Source organism: Acinetobacter sp. 1424608, assembly GCF_000588255.1.
Classification (GTDB): Bacteria; Pseudomonadota; Gammaproteobacteria; order Pseudomonadales; family Moraxellaceae; genus Acinetobacter; species Acinetobacter nosocomialis.
The window spans coordinates 1-20,101 of record NZ_JFXL01000006.1 but is presented as its reverse complement, the minus strand read 5'-3'; the positions used below and the strand labels follow the sequence as shown (position 1 = coordinate 20,101).

The following is a 20,101-nucleotide window of genomic DNA, read 5'->3' as shown; positions in this document are numbered from 1 at the left end:
AATCATTTATCTAGCAAATGATTTTTATTAAAAGTGCTGTTATAAATACATTCATAGTCTAAAAAATACTGGAGTATACATCCATGTCAAACATGCAACTCGACACTCTAAGACGCATTGTCCAAGAGATTAATGCGTCCGTGAGTTTGCATGAATCGTTAGACATTATGGTCAATCAGGTTGCTGAGGCCATGAAAGTGGATGTTTGCTCTATTTATTTACTCGATGAACGCAATCAGCGTTATGTCTTGATGGCCTCAAAAGGCTTAAATCCAGAATCTGTTGGACATGTCTCATTGCAGTTAGGTGAAGGCTTGGTCGGTCTGGTTGGGCAACGAGAGGAAATCGTTAACCTTGATAATGCCCCAAAGCATGAGCGCTTCTTGTACTTACCCGAAACGGGCGAAGAAATTTATAACTCATTCCTCGGCGTACCTGTCATGTACCGTCGCAAGGTTATGGGTGTTTTAGTCGTCCAAAATAGACTTCCTCAAGATTTTAGCGAAGCAGCCGAGTCCTTTTTAGTTACGCTATGTGCACAGCTTTCCGGGGTAATTGCACATGCTCATGCGGTTGGTAACATCGATGTATTTCGTAAACCAAGCAATGGACCTGCCTATAAAACCTTCCAAGGTGCTTCAGGTGCAGGCGGTGTTGCTTTAGGCCGCGCTATTATTTTATATCCCCCTGCCGATCTGGGTGCTGTACCTGACCGTGAAGCAGAAGATATTAGCCATGAACTTCGCCTTTTAGATCAAGCAATCTCATCAGTTCGTTCAGAGATTCGTTCTTTAGACGAAAAAATGCATGATTCACTCATGGCAGAAGAACGCGCTTTATTTAGTGTTTTCTTAAGAATGCTAGATGAAAATGCATTACCTGCAGAAATTAAAGATCTGATTCGTGATGGTCATTGGGCACAAGGTGCTGTACGTCGTGTAATTGAAAAGCACACTGCCCTATTTGCGCAAATGGAAGATGACTATCTTCGCGAACGCGTTTCCGATCTTAAAGATTTAGGCCGACGTATTTTAGCGTGTTTACAAGAAGAAGATTCTAGCCACCGTGAACTCAGTCCAGATAGTATTTTAATTGGTGAAGAAATTAGTACTGCTGCGCTCGTCGAGTTACCGGTCGATAATATCGCTGCTATTGTAACCTCAGAAGGTGCAGCTAATTCACATATGGTGATTGTGGCACGCGCATTAGGTATTCCAACTGTAGTTGGTGTTACTGAACTGCCTGTAAATACGCTTGATGACGCGGAAATGATTGTGGATGCCTATCAGGGACGCGTTTTTGTGAACCCTCCACGTCGTTTACGCCAACGCTATAAAGAAATTCAAAAAGAAGACGAGCAAATCGCAAAAGATCTCAAACAATACGAGACCAAAGAAGCGATTACTCCTGATGGGGTTTCTGTTCAACTATTTGTAAACACAGGTCTCATGATTGATGTTGTTCGCGGCGTACAACGTGGCGCGCAAGGTGTAGGTCTATACCGAAGTGAAATTCCATTCATGTTACGGGAACGTTTCCCGGGTGAAGAAGAACAACGTGCAATCTACCGCCAACAGTTGAGTCACTTTGCCAATAAACCAGTGGTAATGCGAACCCTCGATATTGGTGCCGATAAAGATTTACCGTACTTTAGTATCGAAGAAGAAAACTCAGCATTAGGATGGCGCGGTATTCGTTTTACACTCGATCATCCAGAGATTTTCTCAGCACAAATCCGAGCAATGCTCAAAGCCAGTATTGGTTTAAATAACTTGCATATTCTATTGCCAATGGTGACAACAGTAAGTGAAGTCGAAGAAGTACTTTATTTACTTGAGCGAGACTGGATAGCCGTGCAAGAAGAAGAGCAAGTTAAAATTACTAAACCAAAAATCGGGATTATGGTAGAGGTACCAAGTGTACTGCTTCAAATTGATGAGTTTGCTGAACTTGTCGATTTCTTCTCGGTTGGTTCAAATGACTTAACTCAATACTTACTTGCGGTAGACCGTAATAATCCGCATGTGGCTAGCGTATATTCACACTTCCATCCATCTATTTTGCGTGCGTTGACTCGACTGGTGAAGGAATGTCACAAATACCAAAAACCGGTAAGTATTTGTGGTGAGATGGCGGGTGACCCATTATCAGCAATCTTACTAATGGCAATGGGCTTTAATACTCTTTCTATGAGTTCAAGCAATATCTTGCGTGTGCGTAAAGCAATTTGCCATGTACCAATGACAGATGCGCAAAAGTTACTTGATGATGTCATGAAAATGAATAACCCGCTTATTGTAAAAAGCTGGCTTGAGTATTACTTTAAAACGCATGGTTTGGCGGATATGGTTAAATCTAACCGCCTTGTCACCGTATAAATACTTAAAAAAGGAGAGTTTTAACTCTCCTTTTTAATTGAACTAGTTTTAGTTTTTTCTTTTTTCAAATCCTCATTTACCGTACTCAACAATTTTGCTTAACCCTTAAAATCGATTTTACCTATTAATATAGACAATTTAATCCATTTGAAAAATAAATAATCAAATTTTAGTATATTTAAAGAACGAAATTGAAAGATATTGCGATGTTTCAATGATTAAGGAGCTCATGCCATGCATCATTATTTGCAAAAGTCGAACCATTTTCCCTCTTGTTTTTTAGCCTTCATGCAGTAAATTGAAGGAATAATAAACAAAGGAAACTCATGTATTGTTGAATAAAAATGATGAGCTGACATAACAGTGAAAAATTTTTAAAACGGTTTATCTCACCACTTGTTTCCTCATTTCTTTATTCGATAAGCATCATTTTTTTAACCCAGAAGTCCAGGAAAATGAGCTTTCGGTTCCATTAAGAGCTCAAATAAATATTACCCAGAGAGAATATAATCATGTCAAACGAATCAAAATGTCCTTTTTCAGGTCATAACTCAAAACCGCAAGTAACAGTCGGTGGTGGCACGACTAATTTGCACTGGTGGCCAAATCAATTACGCGTCGACTTACTCAATCAACATTCAGAACGCTCTAATCCACTTGGTAAAGATTTTAATTACCGTGAAGAATTTAAAAAAATTGACTACTACGCACTTAAAGCGGATATCAAAAATGTCTTAACCGATTCCCAAGATTGGTGGCCAGCCGATTGGGGAAATTACACAGGCTTATTTATTCGTTTAGCATGGCATGCTGCCGGCACCTACCGTATGGGTGATGGCCGTGGTGGTGCGGGTCGTGGTCAACAACGTTTTGCGCCTTTAAATAGCTGGCCTGACAACGCAAGTTTAGATAAAGCACGCCGTTTACTATGGCCTGTTAAACAAAAATACGGTCAAAAAATATCGTGGGCTGACTTATTTATTCTTGCCGGGAACATTGCACTTGAGTCTTCTGGCTTCCGTACCTTTGGTTTTGGTGCAGGCCGTGAAGATGTTTGGGAACCAGACAACGATGTAAACTGGGGCGATGAAAAAGAATGGTTAGCTCACCGTAACTCTGAAGCTTTAGCTGGCAGTAATCTTGCGGCAACCGAGATGGGACTAATTTATGTAAACCCTGAAGGCCCAGAAGCTAGCGGTGACCCAAGATCAGCTGCGCCGTTTATTCGCGCGACTTTCGGCAACATGGCAATGGACGATGAGGAAATTGTTGCTTTGATTGCAGGCGGTCATACTTTAGGTAAAACTCACGGTGCAGCCTCTGCTGACCATGTTCATGCCGATCCAGAAGGCGCTCCAATTGAGCAAATGGGCTTTGGCTGGGCAAATAGCTATGGCACAGGTGTGGGTAAAGATGCGATCACGTCAGGTTTAGAAGTGATTTGGTCACAGACACCAACACAATGGAGCAATTACTTCTTTGAAAACCTATTCAAATACGAGTGGGTACAAGAACGTTCACCTGCTGGTGCAATCCAATGGGTAGCAGCAGATGCTGAGGCAATTATTCCTGATCCTTTCGACCCGTCAATTAAACGTAAGCCAACAATGTTGACTACAGATTTGACTTTACGTTTTGATCCTGAATTTGAAAAGATCTCTCGTCGCTTCCATAACGACCCTCAAGCTTTCGCAAATGCTTTTGCTCGTGCCTGGTTCAAATTAACTCACCGTGATATGGGTCCAAAAGCACGTTATTTAGGTCCTGAAGTCCCTGCTGAAGATTTAATTTGGCAAGACCCATTACCGGCCGCTAACGCTATTCCATCTGCTGCAAGTATTGCTGATGCAAAAGCAAAAATTGTTGCATTAGGATTATCTGCCGGTGAGTTGGTTTCTCTTGGTTGGGCATCAGCATCAACATTCCGTGGTGGAGACAAACGCGGTGGAGCAAACGGTGCACGCATTGCTTTAGCTCCTCAACGTGGTTGGGAAGTCAATAAAAAAGCTGTTGAGACTTTAACTAAAATTGAAGAACTCAAAGCATCAACTCAATTATCATTGGCTGACTTAATTGTGCTTGCAGGGAACATCGGTGTAGAACAAGCTGCTCAGGCGGCAGGTTTCAACGTTAGCGTACCATTCGCTCCTGGTCGTGTAGATGCATTACAAAGTCAAACTGATATTGAAACTTTCCAATTACTACTCGGCGCTGCTGATGGCTTTAGAAACTGGAAAAAACAGGGAGTCAACACACCAGCTGAAATCTTATTGATTGATAAAGCTCAGCGACTGACTTTGACTGCACCAGAGTTAACTGCATTAATTGGTGGTTTACGTGTACTGGGCACCAATTGGGATGGTTCACAGCATGGTGTATTCACTCAGCAAGTCGGTGTACTTAGCACAGATTTCTTTACAAACTTACTCGACATGTCGAATGTATGGGCACCTGTTGATTCAACAAGTGAAGTATTTGAAGGCAAAGATCGTAAAACAGGTGCAGTTAAATTTACTGCAACACGCAATGATTTAGTCTTTGGTTCTAATTCAATCTTACGTGCATTGGCAGAGGTTTATGCTCAAGCCGACGGTAAAGAAAAATTTGTTAAAGACTTTGTTGCAGCATGGACAAAAGTCATGAATCTTGACCGTTTTGACTTAGCTTAATTTAAGTCGAAATAATAAAAAGCCAGTTCAATTTGAACTGGCTTTTTTAATATAAAAACCATAGGCTTTTAGACAGTCAATTTATGCCCTTCTCGAATACAATAAAAGGGATTAGCAAGTTTTGATGAAGCTTTAATAGCTTGAGCTAAAGCATGTTCAGGGTCTTCCCGATCTTCATCTGTTAACTGGAAAGTTCGATAGTGAATCGCAACAGAACGATGCGCTTGTAAATCCAAATGTGCATGAACTGCATCTTGAGGGTTCATGTGAACGTAGCTCATTAGTTTACGAGGTTCATAAGCTCCAATTGGAAGTAAAGCAACACGTGGTGCGCCATAACGTGCATGTATCTGTTTGAAGTGTGCTGCATAGCCAGTGTCACCAGCGAAAAAACAATGACCTGTTTTTGCTAAAACCGAAAAACCACCCCAAAGTGCTTTATTTTGATCATGTAAGCCCCGCCCCGAACCGTGCTGAGCAGGTGTATAGACAATTCTTAACTCATGATAAGGAATTTCTTGCCACCAATCCATTTCAATGACATGGAAATCTTTAGGCAAGTAAAACCCGTTGCCAAGCCCTGTATAAATCGGCATCGCAAATTTCTTGTGCAACCATTCAAGCGTTGCCAAATCCATATGATCATAATGATTATGGCTCAGTAAGACTCCATGAATAGTGGGCAACTGTTCCAAAGCAAAACCGGCCGGGCATACACGGCGTGGTCCACGCCCATGCAACGGACTCGCATAATCACACCAAACCGGGTCGGTAATAAAGTTATATGGTCCAATTTGAATGAGTACAGTAGCGTGACCTACAAACCATACTTGCCAATCATCTAAATCCGCATGAGGACGGTTCTGTGGTAAGGCAATTGGTGTATTCACACGAGTTTCGTATTCACCTTGAATATCAACATTCCATGTATAAGATTCACGAGTGACTAACCAACGCAATAATTCTTTCGATCCTCGTGCAGGCGATCTAGGCTGCTGATTATAAAAACGGGTGTCGTTTTCATGGCCCAATTCAGGATGACAAAAAGGCGGTTTTATCCATGTATGCGTCCAACAGGACTGAGTCGGCAATTGATAAGTTAATGTCGGCTTGTCTTTCATGGGCTTATTCTATGGTTGTAGCATCAGGAGGATGATTCATTCAATTTTCTATCTTAGCGATTTAAATAAATTAAGCTATGACACTTACACTTATTTATCATATAAATATCCCTTTATTTTTGTCGCCGCCGACATACACCAATCTAAAGTGCCACAAAAAAATGTTTAGATGTGTTGAGTTTGTGATTCGTTACTTACAGTTCTTATTAAAAGCTACTGTATAACATAACAATAGTATATAATAAGTAATCTATAGCTAAAGGATGAACTACTTTTATCTTAGTTATTCAATAAATCTTTTAAATTGCTTAATTTTATCAACTTTTATCGATGATTGATAAACTAAAAAAATAGAGCAATATAAGTGTGATACATTTACTATAAAAATACTTTCCAAAATTTTTCGCTAAAAAAATCAACACCTAAATCTCTGCATTAATAATAGATTTTTTCATAATATGAGAAAACTTTAAGTGATTTTTAAAAAAGAAATTAAAATTTCCTATGAAAATTTAAAAAAAACAGTTAATAATCGGCAATTAATATATTTTATAAATTAATAATTAAGAAAAATTTCATATTAATTTAATAATGATTTATAAATTTTCATTTATTTTATAAATATCTAAAGCATCTTCACGCTATATAGTTTTATGCTTTATACTTTACTTAAATCATAGTAAGACATTTTTTGGATTAGTCTTATGGAATTACGCCATCTTCGATATTTCATCACTGTTGCTGAAGAATTAAATTTTAGTAAGGCCGCTCTAAAACTCTATACTGCTCAACCCTCCCTTAGCCAACAAATTAAAGATTTAGAAGAAGATGTCGGTGTACGACTTTTAAACCGTACAAAACGTAAAGTCGAGTTAACTGAAGAAGGTGAAGTATTTTTAGAACATGCCCGTTTAACACTTGCTCAAGCAGATAAAGCTGTAGCGATGGCACGTCAAGTCTCAAAGGCCAAACAACAATTATTACGTATTGGTTTTGTCCCCATTGCAGAAATGAAAATTTTCCCGTACGTACTTCCAAATCTACGATTACAACATCCTGACCTGACCATTGAACTATCAAGCTTAAATAATACAGAACAACTCAAAGCATTAAAAAGAGGTGAACTCGACATCACCTTCACTCGTGATAATACCGAAACCGATGAAATCCAAAGCCAATTTGTTTTAACAGAACCATTAATTTTTTTATTACCTAGAAACCATCCTTTGGCTAAATATGAACGCATTCCTGTAAAAGCTTTACACGGTATAGATTTTATTATTCCTGCCGCCGAACAATCGAATACGCTGCACAATACTATTTTAGAATTTACTAAAACTCATGGTATTGATCTGAATATCGTACAAAAGGCCGATAGTATTTTACTCAATATTAATTCGATTGGGTCAGGTCTAGGTTGTACGATTTTACCAGCCTATGTTGCACCTCTAGGTGTATCAAATACAGTAGTTCGCCCTTTAGATGTGGATTTACCTTCTTTAGATTTATTTGTCAGTTATCGTAAAAATACAGAATCTGTAGGTGTTAAAAGATTTATTGACCAGCTCAATAAAGTGTTTCATCTTGATAAGAATATCGATTAAATACGACAAATTAAAGTTAACTTTATTTGGCAATAATAAATTAGTTAGAAAATCTGAATTAAAGTATAAAATAAATGAGCTTAAGATTTATTTTATACTTTTGATCCATTATTTAAATTGCGATAATTTTTTATATTTTAGCTTATCAAAAATATTATTTAAAAAGACAATCAAAAGTATAAACAATATATAAAACTTAATGTTAAATTAACCAAATAGTAAAAAAATAGTTTTTACGGCATAAGGAGAGTCGAGTAAATGTTGGGACTATTAAAGCATTTGGGGCGTAGCGTAAAAAACCGACCTCACTTCTTTATTGCTTTATTCGTTGGCGTTATTGCCGGAATTCTATTGACTTGGTTCACTTCATGGAAATGGTCTACTATTTTATTAGTAAGCTGGAACGGTTCGATTGGCTTATATTTATTGAATGTTTTCAAACTTATGAAAAATGCTGATCACTCTCAAATGCAGCAGCAAGCTAAAAAACAAGATGAAAGCAAATGGGTCATCATGCTGATTGTTTTACTTGCAATTTCTATGTGTCTAGTTGCTATATTAGTACAGCTGTCTCAGCTTCCTTCTGACCATTATGCAAAATTAGGACATGTTGCTTTAGCTTTACTTACCATTGTTTCAGCATGGCTTTTTATGCACACCGTTTTCGCCTTGCACTATGCACATGACTTTTACATGGCTTTATCCAGAAATGAAGAAAGTGGTGGATTAGATTTTCCAGGGACCAAAAATCCAACATATCCTGATTTCTTATATTTTAGTTATATTATTGGTACTTCAGCACAAACAGCAGATGTATCGGTTACCACTAGGCATATGCGTTTGCTAAACTTATTTCATTTCGTTTTGGCATTTGGCTTTAACACGACTATTTTAGCAATTTGTATTAACGTCGCTGCGGGTTTTATTAGCAATTAAAGCTTTTGATTAAAAAACAAAAAGCCACCTTAAAAGGTGGCTCGAAGCAGCATAGGTTTACAATAATCCGCCCATACTGCTTTGTTTTAACCCTTCACGTTGTTTGATCGTTTCAACATAACGTGTAATGGTAGGGTGTGATTCAATCGTGTTCATTTTCAACTGCCATAACAACATCGCGCCCACGCTGACATCTGCTGCCGTAAACTGTTCACCACATAAGTATGGATTAGCCTCACTCAGCCCTTGAATCAAAGCTTGGTAAGCATCGTTGTAATCACCATAACTCACAAACATTTTTTGCTCAGGAGATACTTTTATTCCTAGAGCTTTATCAACGCCAGCAGCTTCCCAAGGACCTGCCATCATAAATAACCAACGATAGTACAAACCACGCTTTGGATCATTCAAGGCTGGTGCCAAGCCTTTGTCACTAAACTTGTCCGTAAGATATGCGCAAATTGCCCCTAACTCATAAATAACAACATCGCCATCTACCAATACAGGTACTTTTCCAAAAGGATTAATTTTTAAATATTCTGGCGACTTCATCTCGGTTCGGTATGCAACTTCAATACGTTCACATTCAACACCAAGCTCGACTAAAAGCCAGTCGATCACTACACCACGCGATTCTTTGTTAGTATAAAGTTTAAGGCTCATTTTTTTATGGCTCCTTGTTTATCGTGGTTCTAGTCTACAAATATCTTTTGTCAGTTTTTGTCAGTAGTCTGCGATTCTTGTGCCCACCACTGCTGGAAGAGTTGCTGCTTAAATGATGGATATACTTCTTGGGTTAAACTTAAGTGTTGAATACGATCCATTCTAAAATGTCGAAAGTCCTGTCTTAATTCACACCATGCGGCCAACACAATTTTGTCATTAAAGTATCCCAAGGCAAAAGGCCACAAGGTTCGAACACTACTTCGTTGTTGTTCATCATGATAATGCATTGTAATTTTGACTTGCTGCCGAATGGCTAAACGTACTTGTTCAACCTGATTTTTATCTACAGGCAGCCATGTGTTAAACGCTCTTAAGGTTGTTTGCTGTAATAAATATTGGCGATGTTCAGGCAGAACAGAATTTAATTTAGCTAAGATTGATGTAGAAGCCGATTGTAAAGATTGATCGGGTACACTCTTCAACCAATACAACGCCAGAAAAATAGCTTCAACTTCATTTTCATTGAGCGTCATTGGTGGCAATACTATGTCTTCTTTAAGCTGAAATCCTAAACCCGCTGATGCATCGATTCTCACACCTTGGGCTCGTAGACTATCAATATCGCGGTAAATACTACGAACACTAATTCCCATACGCTCAGCCAAGACGTGTGCAGTCACTGGATAACGGGATTCACGAAGTTGCTGTAAAAGATTTAATAAACGAATAGAACGGCTCATTTTTCTCGTCTTATTGTTATTGGACATACAATAAGAGGGAATAAATTCCCCCTTCTTATATCATTCTAAATTACGCTACATCTGCATTAGAGAGCTTTGCATACTCTCTTAAAAAGTTGTGCAGTTCAGGTACATCTTTAGCAATCGTTAAAGGCTGGAACTGTTGTAGAACTTCGATCGAATGCACACCATAGCCAACACCAATACGTGGCATACCTAAACGCTGTGCCATCTCAAGATCATAGCTACTATCACCAATCATTATGGCGCGCTCGACGCTTACCCCTGTTACATTCAAGATTTCTTGTAACATAAGCGGGTCTGGTTTTGAACGGGTTTCATTGGCTGCTCGAGTAACATCAAACAGATGAGTACTTTGTGTTTTTGCAATCACACGGTCTAATCCACGGCGGTTTTTACCTGTTGCTACCGCAAGTTTTAAACCTTGAGCTTTTAAGTCATGAAGTAACTCAGAAATACCTTCGAACCATGCATCATTTGTCGAGTTGGCAATATAGTGATCGCCATATGCTTTTAAAATCAATTCATGTAGCTCTGGTTTTTCTGGAAATAAAGTTTGCATCACTTCCGGTAAACCTAAACCAATAATACTTTTTGCGGCTTCATCCGTTAGCGTTAACTCATGCTGCTCGGCCGCATGCTGTAAACTTGCAACAATCTGACCGACAGAATTATATAAAGTACCATCCCAGTCAAAAATCACTAATTCGGTTTTCAGACTCATTTTGCTACTCTCAAAGCCTCTAATAACTGGGTCATGTCTTCTGGTAACGGTGCTTCAATCGTTGGATAACCCGGAATATCTAAACGCATGGCATGCAAACACAAACGGCGTGCTTCAGGCCCCGCATAAGCAGTGTTGTGACCATATTTATCGTCACCCAGCAAAGGATGTCCAATACTTAAACCATGTACACGAATTTGATGGGTACGACCCGATAAAGGCGAAGCATGAACCAGTGTGGCATTTTTAAAGCGCTCTGCAACCACCCATTCGGTTTTACTTGGCTTACCTTCTTTAGATACACGTACGCGACGCTCGCCATTTGCTAACTCATAGCGAAATAGAGGAGCATCAATGAGTTGTTTATCAAGACTTACCTGACCTTTTACAATAGCGGCATAGGTCTTACGAATTTTGTGTTCACGCAACATATCTTGTAGCAACTTTAAAGTGCTACGCTTTTTACTAATCATGACCAGACCAGAAGTGTCACGGTCAATACGATGAATCAGTTCTAAATATTTTTTACCTGTTGCCGCGCGTAGTGCCTCAATCAAACCATACGCCACGCCACTACCGCCATGTACGGCAATACCTGAAGGTTTATTTACAACTAATAGGCCTTCATCTTCGTAAACCACACGGCTTAATAAACCTTGAGCTACACTGTCGCTTACAGGAACAGCAGTTTCATCTTTTTGTTCATAACGAATAGGCGCAACGCGAATCTGGTCCCCAATTGCAAGTTTGGTCTCGGCTTTAATACGTTTTTTATTCACGCGAACCTGACCTTCACGAATCAAACGATAAATTCGACTCTTTGGTACACCCTTCAAACGTGAAAACAGGAAATTATCGATTCGTTGTCCTGCTTGATGCTCATCCACCTCAAACCAAGTGACACTTTGCCATTGCTGTGTAGAATTCATACTAATATTTAAACCTGAAATTTTACGAAATTTGATTAATAAATGACCGATTAGCTTAGTTTTTTCACAAGAAATCTAAGCTTAGCCCATAGGCAGATGCTGCAAGGTTTGATATAGTCAGCGCACGGATACCACCGTAAGTGAACATCTAAAGGGAAATTTCCCTGATTGAAACCTCAATCAAAATGATGCTTTCATCACCAGCTCGGACAGGTCCTAAAGAATTATGCCGACGCCGAAGGCTTATTATATCGGCAAAATGACAAACTGTTGCGTTTAATTCAGTTTGTTCAAAAAAATATGTTACCAACTCTAGTTGGTTATGGAACGTAAACTGATACACATCAGACAAATCGATCCTTAATGTTGCCTTCAGGCTAAAGCGTTGATGCATTGGAACTGCCGAAAGCACCGATACGATGAGCATTCCGTATCAAACTTCCAATAAAGAAGTCACTTCGCGCCCAATGACAGTGAAAGTCATTAACCAATGCCCCGCTCCCCCGCCAGTGAAGCAAAAGGGAATTCCGATTTAAAGGTTGAAGCAGTATTGCCTACATCACAGACGAGAATCGAAGCTAAGGCTAAATGTAGCCGGTAACAGATGACTCAGACCACAAGTATTTTGAGATCTGGGAAATGATCCGTCATGTTCGATGTTCGTTCAGAACCTTTAAGTTTGTTAGGTTTGTTTGTGTGAGTCACTATTAGGTGTCACACCCATGAAACGTATGTTGATTAATGCAACTCATGCCGAAGAAGTTCGCGTTGCACTTATCACTGGTAATCGTCTTTACGATTTTGATTTAGAGAATCGTACCCGAGAACAGAAAAAATCCAATATCTATAAAGGCCATGTCACCCGCGTAGAACCTTCATTAGAAGCTGTTTTTGTTGAATACGGCGCAGGTCGTCAAGGCTTCTTATCTATGCGTGAAATTGCGAACAGCTATTTTCAGGCAGACCCACGTCAAACTTCAAACATTCGTGAACTTATTACTGAAGGCACAGAGCTTTTAGTTCAGGTTGAAAAAGAAGAACGTGGTAATAAAGGTGCAGCCCTTTCTACTTTTATTTCTCTTGCAGGCCGTTATTTGGTTCTTATGCCAAACAACCCGAAAGGTGGTGGTATTAGCCGTCAAATTTCAGGTTCAGTGCGTGAAGAGTTAAAAGAAATTTTAGCGTCTTTAAATGTACCTCGTGGTATGAGCGTTATTGTACGTACCGCTGGTATAGGCCGTACTCAAGAAGAATTACAACTCGACTTACAACACTTGCTTGACCTTTGGGCACAAATTCAAAGTACAGCAAGCTCAGGCCCTTCTCCGATGCTTGTTCATCAGGAAGCTGGCGTTGTAACACGTGCGATTCGTGATTACTTACGTGATGACGTTGCTGAAATCTTAATTGATAGTGAACAGGCTTATAACGAAGCATATAACTTTGTTAAAGCAGTTATGCCACGTCAATTAGACAAATTAAAAACTTATACTTTAAACGAGCCATTGTTCGCTCATTTTGGTATTGAAAGCCAAATTCAAACTGCTTACGAACGTGAAGTAAAACTTCCTTCTGGCGGTTCAATCGTAATTGACCAGACTGAAGCTTTAGTTTCAATCGACATTAACTCTGCGAAATCAACTCGCGGACATGATGTTGAAGAAACTGCACTGAATACAAACCTTGAAGCAGCAGAAGAAATTGCTCGTCAACTTCGTCTTCGTGACATTGGCGGTTTAGTTGTCATCGACTTCATCGATATGACTAAAGAACGCAATCAACGTATGGTTGAAGCAAAACTTCGTGAAGCAACCCAAAGCGATCGTGCCCGTATTCAGTTCGGTCAGTTGTCTCGTTTTGGCTTAATGGAAATGAGCCGTCAACGCTTACGTCCATCGCTTGAAGAAGCAACAGGTTATGTATGCCCTCGCTGTCATGGTACAGGCATGGTTCGTGACTTACGTTCACTTTCTCTTTCAATCATGCGTAAAGTTGAAGAGATTGCTCTTCGTGAACGTCATGGTGAAGTTCAGGTTGAAGTTCCAGTTGAAATTGCAGCCTTCTTGCTTAATGAAAAACGCCATAGTTTGGTGTATTTAGAGCAAACTTCTGGTGTACGTGTAACAGTATTACCTCACCCGCACTTAGAAACTCCACATTACGAAATTGCTTATAACCCAGATGGTTTTGCTCCATCTAGCTATGAACGTACTGAAGCAACTCGCTCTAGTGAGAAAGAGTTAGGTTATGAGTCTTCTGAATGGCATTTAGAAGAAGCAGATCATGCTCATGTAACAGCTCCTGCTTCAAAAAATGGTTCTGCTCAGAAAAAGACAAGCCATGCAACTCAACCTGTAGCACAACAGCCTGCAGCTCAAAAAGCAGCAAGTCCTTGTGCATGGTTAGAAAACTTATTTGTTCAAAAACAAGCGCAAACTGTTGATCAATCTCGTTCAGCACAAAACGCTGCTGCTGCGATTGAGCAAATGGTAAATACGGGTGCTGTTAGCCGTGGTCAGTTCGGTCAAGTAGCCGTACCGGCTGTTGCAGAAGTTGCGCCAGTTCAAACAAATAACGCTTATATTTCACAGTCACCTGTGAAACAAGAAGTTCGTGAACATGTTGAAAAAGATGATAAATCTCAGCAACAACGTCAGAACAACAAAAAGCGTAAACATAAAGAGCAACGTGAGCAGCATCACCAATCTCATGAACAGCAACATCAAGTGCATGAAGAAGTGGTTCAGTTGTCACGCCAAGAGCAACGTGAGTTAAAACGTCAGCAAAAACGTCAACAACAGCAAGATCAGCAACATCAAAATAATGATGTACAACAAACTGAAATTGTTGTTCCACGTCGTGATCGCAATAATCAACAGCGTCCGAACCGTCCAAATCGCCACCGCGATCCAAGCGTATTAAATGAAAATCAAAATACGCCGGCACCAGTTGTTGTTGATGAAAAACAAGTTAAAGTTGATGTGATTGATGCACCTAAGCATGATGTCATGAACACTGCTTTAATTATTAATGTTGATCAAGGTCAAAGCGAGATTGTGGCGCTTACACCTGAACGCCAAGTTGAGCGTGTTGAGCCTACTCCTGCTGAAGTTGCTCCAGAGTCAACACCAGCTCCTGTTGCAGAAGAGAAAGCAGTTGTTGCTGAAGCAAAAAATGAAGCTCAGCCAACTGAACAAGCTGCTCAGCCACAAATCCAACGTGCTAGCAATGACCCACGTATGCGTCGTCGTCAGCAACGTGAGGCTAAACAAGCCAAAGCTGCTGTGCCATCTATTGCGCCATCGCAAATTCCAACTTTGGCACAACACACGATCGGTAGCTTAATTCGTCATGTATATGGCGAAGACTGTACCGTATTGATTGAACAATTTGGTTTAGTACCAACGTTTAATCGTGCATTGCAAAAGTTTGCAGAACAGTATGCAAGCACTTTAGTGGTTGAAGTAACTTCTGAAACAGAAGAGAAAAAGCCTGTAACTCGTGATGCAGAACTTCCAAGCCATAAACCGGCTGAAGAAGCAGAACCAGCACCAGTACTTCCACTTACTCCATCGCAAGCACCGACTCCACGTGTTGCAAATGACCCGCGTGAACGTCGCCGTTTAGCAAAATTAGCTGCGGAGCAAGCATTTGAGCAAGTGAAACAACAACATTCTGCTCAAGAAGAAGTTGTAACTCCTACTCCTGTAGCAGAAGAAACTGTTGCTACTGCACCAGCTGAAACACAAGCTACTGCTGAACCAGAACAGCAACCGCTTGAACTTAATCAGTCAACTGAAGTTGCACAGCCTGAAGCTGTCCCTGTAGAAGAAAAAACTACAGAAAAAGTAGCTGAAGCTCCTGTAGCAAAAGAACCTGCGCCATCAAAAGCAGCAAGCAAAGCGAAAGCAGCTCCTGAAGAAACAGCGGCTCCGACTGAAGCGGCAGCTGATGCTGAAACAGAAGACGCTAAAGCCGACAAGGATAAACCAAGTCGTCCTCGCCGTCCTCGTGGCCGTCCGCCAAAAAAAGCTAATCCTGTAGCTGAGTAAGCCATTTGCTCAATTGCAGCTAATTTAAACAAACCTAGTCATTTCGATGACTAGGTTTTTTTTGTTATTTTTAACCAATTAGGTTGATTGCACTAGAAGAAAAGTTTTAAAAGCATGGTGAACCATGAAAACTATTGGACTTTTTGCCCCACAACCTTTTTTGGATTGATCGAAAAATAAATAGGATTGATATGAGCCAGACAACACAGACCGATATCATTACGCTTGGTGATGTTGCCACAAGACTTCCTAGCTTCATTCCCAAAGTACCCCATATCCTAAATGGTCTTAGACAGGCTTATTTAAGAACATCACATACTCCAACAGGTTTGGGTATTGCTTTTGAAAAAGCTGTTAAGCGAAATCCTAAAGGCACGGCATTATTATTTGAAGATCAAAGTTATTCTTATGAAGCTTTAAATGAATGGGCAAACCAGATTTCCCATTACTACCTTTCGCTGGGAGCGCATAAGGGTGACGTCATTGCTGTAATGATTGAAAACCGCTCTGAGCTAATCGCAACAATTATTGGTTTAGCCAAGATTGGAGTCACGATTGCGCTTGTGAATACATCACAAGTCGGTAAGGTTCTTGCTCATAGCATCAATCTGGTAAAGCCAATTGCTGTTATTGCGGGTGAAGAAGTTCGTGCTGCTATTGACGAAATTCGTCAGGATTTAAATGTTCCTAAAGATCGTTTCCACTGGTTCGCAGATCAGGCAACCCGTCAAAATTCGGGTACAGCACCTCAAGGTTATATCAATCTAGCTGACCAAATTGATCAATTTCCAAAATTTAACCCATCCACTACCCATTCTGTGACTGGTAATGATGGCCTGTTTTATATTTACACCTCTGGTACAACAGGTTTACCAAAGGCAGTTATTTTCAAACACAGTCGCTGGACATTAGCGTATGGTACTTATGGCCATATCTTAAACTTAGGACCAGATGACGTCATGTATGTGACCTTACCACTTTACCATGCAACAGGTGTGGTGGTTTGCTGGTGTGGTGTAATTGCTGGAAGTGCAACCCTTGCAATTCGTCGTAAATATTCGACTAGCGCTTTCTGGAAAGACGTTCAAAAATTTAATGCATCTGCTATTGGTTATGTCGGTGAACTTTGTCGCTACTTAATGGATGCTCCTGTTACGGAACTTGACCGTAACCATCGTGTCACAAAAATGATCGGTAACGGCATGCGCCCAAATATCTGGGACAAGTTCAAACAACGTTTCGGTGTTAAAGAAGTGCTTGAGCTTTATGCATCGAGCGAAGGTAACGTTGGATTTAGCAACATTTTCAACTTTGACAACACAGTTGGCTTCTCTCCTACACCATATGCCATTGTTCAGTTCGATAAAGAAAAAAATGAACCAATCCGCGATAAAAACGGCTGGTGTCAAAAAGTTAAAGCAGGTGAAGTGGGCCTTTTAATTGGCAAAATTACTAGCCGCTCTCCATTTGATGGCTACACCGACCCTGAAAAGAACAAGTCTGTGATCTGGAAAGATGTGTTCAAAAAAGGCGACTCTTATTTCAACACTGGTGATTTAGTTCGAGATATCGGTTTCCGTCATGCTCAGTTTGTGGACCGTCTAGGCGACACTTTCCGCTGGAAAGGTGAAAACGTATCGACCACTGAAGTGGAAAACATGGTGTGTGAATACGAAAAAATTGCTGAAGCTGTTGTGTATGGTGTAGAAATTCCAAATACCAACGGCCGTGCTGGTATGGCAGCAATTACGCTGGCAGATGGTGAAGAGTTAAATGATGCAGATTTAACCGAAATGGTCACTGTGTTTAAGAAGTGTTTGCCTGCTTATGCTGTACCGGTATTTTTACGTGTACAAAAAAAGGTCGAAACAACAGGCACATTTAAATATCAGAAGAATAAATTGAAAGAAGATGCGTTTAATCCGAGCAAAACTTCTGAACGTTTACTCGCTTTATTGCCTGGTGCAAGCAGTTACTGTGACATCACAACTGAAATTTTTGACAACATTCAGGCATATAAATACCGTTTTTAGTTCATTTTTTAGCTAAACAAGACGAAATCGTGCTTTTTATAGGCAATCATGCAAATGTTTTTAAATTTCCTCTTGTGTTAGTTGAATAACTTGCTAAAATACGCGACATCAAAACGATACGGGTCGTTAGCTCAGTTGGTAGAGCAGCGGACTTTTAATCCGTTGGTCCCGCGTTCGAGTCGCGGACGACCCACCACTTATCTGTTTTGAATCTATTTGGGTCGTTAGCTCAGTTGGTAGAGCAGCGGACTTTTAATCCGTTGGTCCCGCGTTCGAGTCGCGGACGACCCACCACTTATCTGTTTTGAATCTATTTGGGTCGTTAGCTCAGTTGGTAGAGCAGCGGACTTTTAATCCGTTGGTCCCGCGTTCGAGTCGCGGACGACCCACCACTTATCTGTTTTGAATCTATTTGGGTCGTTAGCTCAGTTGGTAGAGCAGCGGACTTTTAATCCGTTGGTCCCGCGTTCGAGTCGCGGACGACCCACCAAATTCTAAAAAGCCTCTCACAATTTGAGAGGCTTTTTTTATTGTTATCTTATTTTCTTTTTATGACTAAAAGATGACGATACATTTTCGATTTAAAACCTCTCCCACCCAATTCATAAAAACTTCTAATCGTTTCGGAATATAAGTCCTGTTGGGATACAAAATATTAAGTGGAAGTGACGGTGCACTATAAGCACTCAGGACCTCAACCAAGATTCCCTGCTCAATTTTATCTTGAACATCATAGTAAGGAACTTGAATAATCCCTAAACCTGCACAGGCCGCAGCACTATAAGCTTCGGTATTATTTACACTTAAAGCACTATCCATCATCACGCTTCCTCCTTGATATACAAACTCACCCTGCTTTTCACCTACGGCTCCTGCATAGTTAATGAGTTTGTGCTGAGATAGATCTTCTAATTGTTCAGGCATACCGTACTGTTCTAAATAGCCTCTACTTGCACAATTCACCATGACCAAATGGCCAATAAATCTTGCAATTAAACTACTGCTATCTAGCTCACCTACCCGAACAACACAGTCAATTCCTTTTTCAATTAAGTCAGTCATGTCATCAGAACTATTAAGCTGCAAATGTATATCTGGATAGCGATGATAAAAATCTGACAGTTCAGGAATAATTACTTGATGCACAATCCGACTGGGCATCGAAATTTTTAATGTGCCTCGGTAATGCTGTTTTTGGGTCTGAATGAGTTGTTCTAATTGTTCATAGTCCAATAAAAGATTTTGGCATTCTGGCAATATTCGCTGTCCATCTTGCGTAAGACTGACTTTACGTGTAGTTCGATGAAATAAGCGTACGCCATAGTGAGTCTCAAGCTGTTGAATAGCACTCGTTACTGTTGAGCGCGGTAAATCGAGTCGATGTGCAACCTCACTAAAGCTTTGTCGTTTAGCGACTTCTGTAAAAATAAAAAATTGCTGCAAACGATCCATTTAATTGTTCGTATTTTCTGAATAGTTAAACCAAAATAGCACAATTGATCAAAAATTACCGCCAATCTAGACTAAAAATACATTAAAACAAGTCATCATAGGAACAATCATCATGACAACTCATAGCCTCAAAGATAAAGTTGTATTGATTACTGGCGGTGCTAAAAACCTCGGCGGACTCATTAGCCGAAAATTTGCAGAACAAGGAGCAAAACTCGCAATTCACTATAACAGTTCAGAAACTTAAGCAGATGCCGAGCAAACACTCGCAGACGTAAAAGCCTTGGGTGCAGATGCAATTCTAATTCAGGCAGATCTAACAGATATCGATAACATCGAGAAGCTATTCTTAGACACTAAGCAGCATTTTGGTGGAATAGATATTGCGATTAATACAGTTGGAAAGGTCTTAAAGAAGTCATTTTTAGAAACGACAGAACAAGAGTTTGATAGCATGAGCGATATCAACTCAAAAATTGAGCCTGTAAATTATTTTGTGTAAGTTCCATTTTTTATAAATGATCTTTTAATCGATCATCGAACTGAATCGTAAACCAATTCATTGCTAAACGCCAATTTTGAATTGGCATCGTCCATTTCTTCGCAGCATTTGATGTTGCTAAGTAAATGACCTTCTTTACTGAGTCATCAGATGAAAAGATTTTCCTTTTCTTCGTTGAATGGCGTATTACGCTATTCAACGACTCAATCGCATTTGTTGTATAAATTGCATGACGTATTTCGGCTGGATAGCTAAAGATCGTTCGGATATTTTC

General features: G+C 40.0%; 13 protein-coding genes, 4 tRNA genes and 1 pseudogene. 11 read left to right on the top strand and 7 right to left on the bottom strand.

All coding sequences use genetic code 11. The features are described 5' to 3' along the window. Positions 1–83: 83 nt before the first annotated feature. Together ptsP and katG are read left to right on the top strand one after the other, a co-directional pair. Positions 84–2,378 carry a phosphoenolpyruvate--protein phosphotransferase gene (gene ptsP / locus J678_RS11995; RefSeq protein WP_004710729.1) on the top strand — a complete coding sequence of 765 codons (2,295 nt, stop codon included), beginning with the start codon at positions 84–86 and terminating at the stop codon, positions 2,376–2,378. A gap of 512 nt (positions 2,379–2,890) precedes the next feature. Next, a complete protein-coding gene (gene katG / locus J678_RS11990) occupies positions 2,891–5,047 on the top strand; it encodes a catalase/peroxidase HPI (RefSeq protein ID WP_017393965.1) in 2,157 nt (718 codons plus the stop codon). A 68-nt stretch (positions 5,048–5,115) separates the two neighbouring features. Here the strand turns inward: katG and J678_RS11985 are convergent, their stop codons facing one another. After that, positions 5,116–6,168 carry an MBL fold metallo-hydrolase gene (locus J678_RS11985; RefSeq protein ID WP_017393966.1) on the bottom strand — a complete coding sequence of 351 codons (1,053 nt, stop codon included), beginning with the start codon at positions 6,166–6,168 and terminating at the stop codon, positions 5,116–5,118. A gap of 704 nt (positions 6,169–6,872) precedes the next feature. Here J678_RS11985 and hcaR point away from each other — a divergent pair. Both hcaR and J678_RS11975 read left to right on the top strand, forming a co-directional pair. Next, the gene (hcaR, locus tag J678_RS11980) at positions 6,873–7,772 is read left to right on the top strand and encodes a DNA-binding transcriptional regulator HcaR (RefSeq protein ID WP_017393967.1); all 900 of its coding nucleotides are present in this window, start codon (positions 6,873–6,875) and stop codon (positions 7,770–7,772) included. A 258-nt stretch (positions 7,773–8,030) separates the two neighbouring features. Continuing rightward, positions 8,031–8,708 (top strand): DUF1345 domain-containing protein, encoded by a 678-nt coding sequence (locus tag J678_RS11975; RefSeq protein WP_004710735.1) that lies wholly within the window; start codon positions 8,031–8,033, stop codon positions 8,706–8,708. A gap of 57 nt (positions 8,709–8,765) precedes the next feature. Here the strand turns inward: J678_RS11975 and J678_RS11970 are convergent, their stop codons facing one another. From J678_RS11970 to J678_RS11955, 4 genes are all read right to left on the bottom strand, one after another. After that, positions 8,766–9,371 (bottom strand): glutathione S-transferase family protein, encoded by a 606-nt coding sequence (locus J678_RS11970; protein ID WP_006582244.1) that lies wholly within the window; start codon positions 9,369–9,371, stop codon positions 8,766–8,768. 50 nt (positions 9,372–9,421) lie between these two features. Next, the gene (locus J678_RS11965) at positions 9,422–10,114 is read right to left on the bottom strand and encodes a helix-turn-helix transcriptional regulator (RefSeq protein WP_006582245.1); all 693 of its coding nucleotides are present in this window, start codon (positions 10,112–10,114) and stop codon (positions 9,422–9,424) included. Between the two features lie 70 nt (positions 10,115–10,184). After that, complete coding sequence (locus tag J678_RS11960; RefSeq protein ID WP_017393968.1) at positions 10,185–10,859, bottom strand: HAD-IA family hydrolase; 675 nt, start codon at positions 10,857–10,859, stop codon at positions 10,185–10,187. After that, positions 10,856–11,788 carry an RluA family pseudouridine synthase gene (locus J678_RS11955; protein ID WP_001089411.1) on the bottom strand — a complete coding sequence of 311 codons (933 nt, stop codon included), beginning with the start codon at positions 11,786–11,788 and terminating at the stop codon, positions 10,856–10,858. Before J678_RS11955 ends, J678_RS11960 begins: the two co-directional genes overlap by 4 nt. Positions 11,789–12,510: 722 nt before the next feature. Between J678_RS11955 and J678_RS11950 the strand changes: the two genes are divergently transcribed. The 6 genes from J678_RS11950 (at position 12,511) to J678_RS11925 (ending at position 18,363) form a co-directional block, all read left to right on the top strand. Then, on the top strand, positions 12,511–15,840 hold the full coding sequence (locus J678_RS11950; RefSeq protein ID WP_017393969.1) for an Rne/Rng family ribonuclease: 3,330 nt from the start codon (positions 12,511–12,513) through the stop codon (positions 15,838–15,840). 191 nt (positions 15,841–16,031) lie between these two features. Beyond that, a complete protein-coding gene (locus J678_RS11945) occupies positions 16,032–17,873 on the top strand; it encodes a long-chain-acyl-CoA synthetase (protein WP_017393970.1) in 1,842 nt (613 codons plus the stop codon). Between the two features lie 120 nt (positions 17,874–17,993). Further along, a tRNA-Lys gene (locus tag J678_RS11940) sits at positions 17,994–18,069 on the top strand. A 22-nt stretch (positions 18,070–18,091) separates the two neighbouring features. Further along, positions 18,092–18,167 (top strand) — tRNA-Lys (locus J678_RS11935). A 22-nt stretch (positions 18,168–18,189) separates the two neighbouring features. After that, positions 18,190–18,265 (top strand) — tRNA-Lys (locus J678_RS11930). 22 nt (positions 18,266–18,287) lie between these two features. Further along, a tRNA-Lys gene (locus J678_RS11925) sits at positions 18,288–18,363 on the top strand. Positions 18,364–18,428: 65 nt separating this feature from the next. On the opposite strand, the gene J678_RS11920 is transcribed toward J678_RS11925, so the two are convergent. Beyond that, positions 18,429–19,325 (bottom strand): LysR family transcriptional regulator, encoded by an 897-nt coding sequence (locus J678_RS11920; RefSeq protein ID WP_002053490.1) that lies wholly within the window; start codon positions 19,323–19,325, stop codon positions 18,429–18,431. A gap of 112 nt (positions 19,326–19,437) precedes the next feature. Between J678_RS11920 and J678_RS0104170 the strand changes: the two are divergent. Next, positions 19,438–19,803 (top strand): annotated as a pseudogene (locus tag J678_RS0104170) (SDR family NAD(P)-dependent oxidoreductase); the annotation flags it as partial. 34 nt (positions 19,804–19,837) lie between these two features. On the opposite strand, the gene J678_RS11915 reads toward J678_RS0104170, so the two are convergent. After that, on the bottom strand, positions 19,838–20,101 hold a 264-nt coding region (locus tag J678_RS11915), incomplete at its 5' end, for an IS256 family transposase (protein ID WP_017482080.1).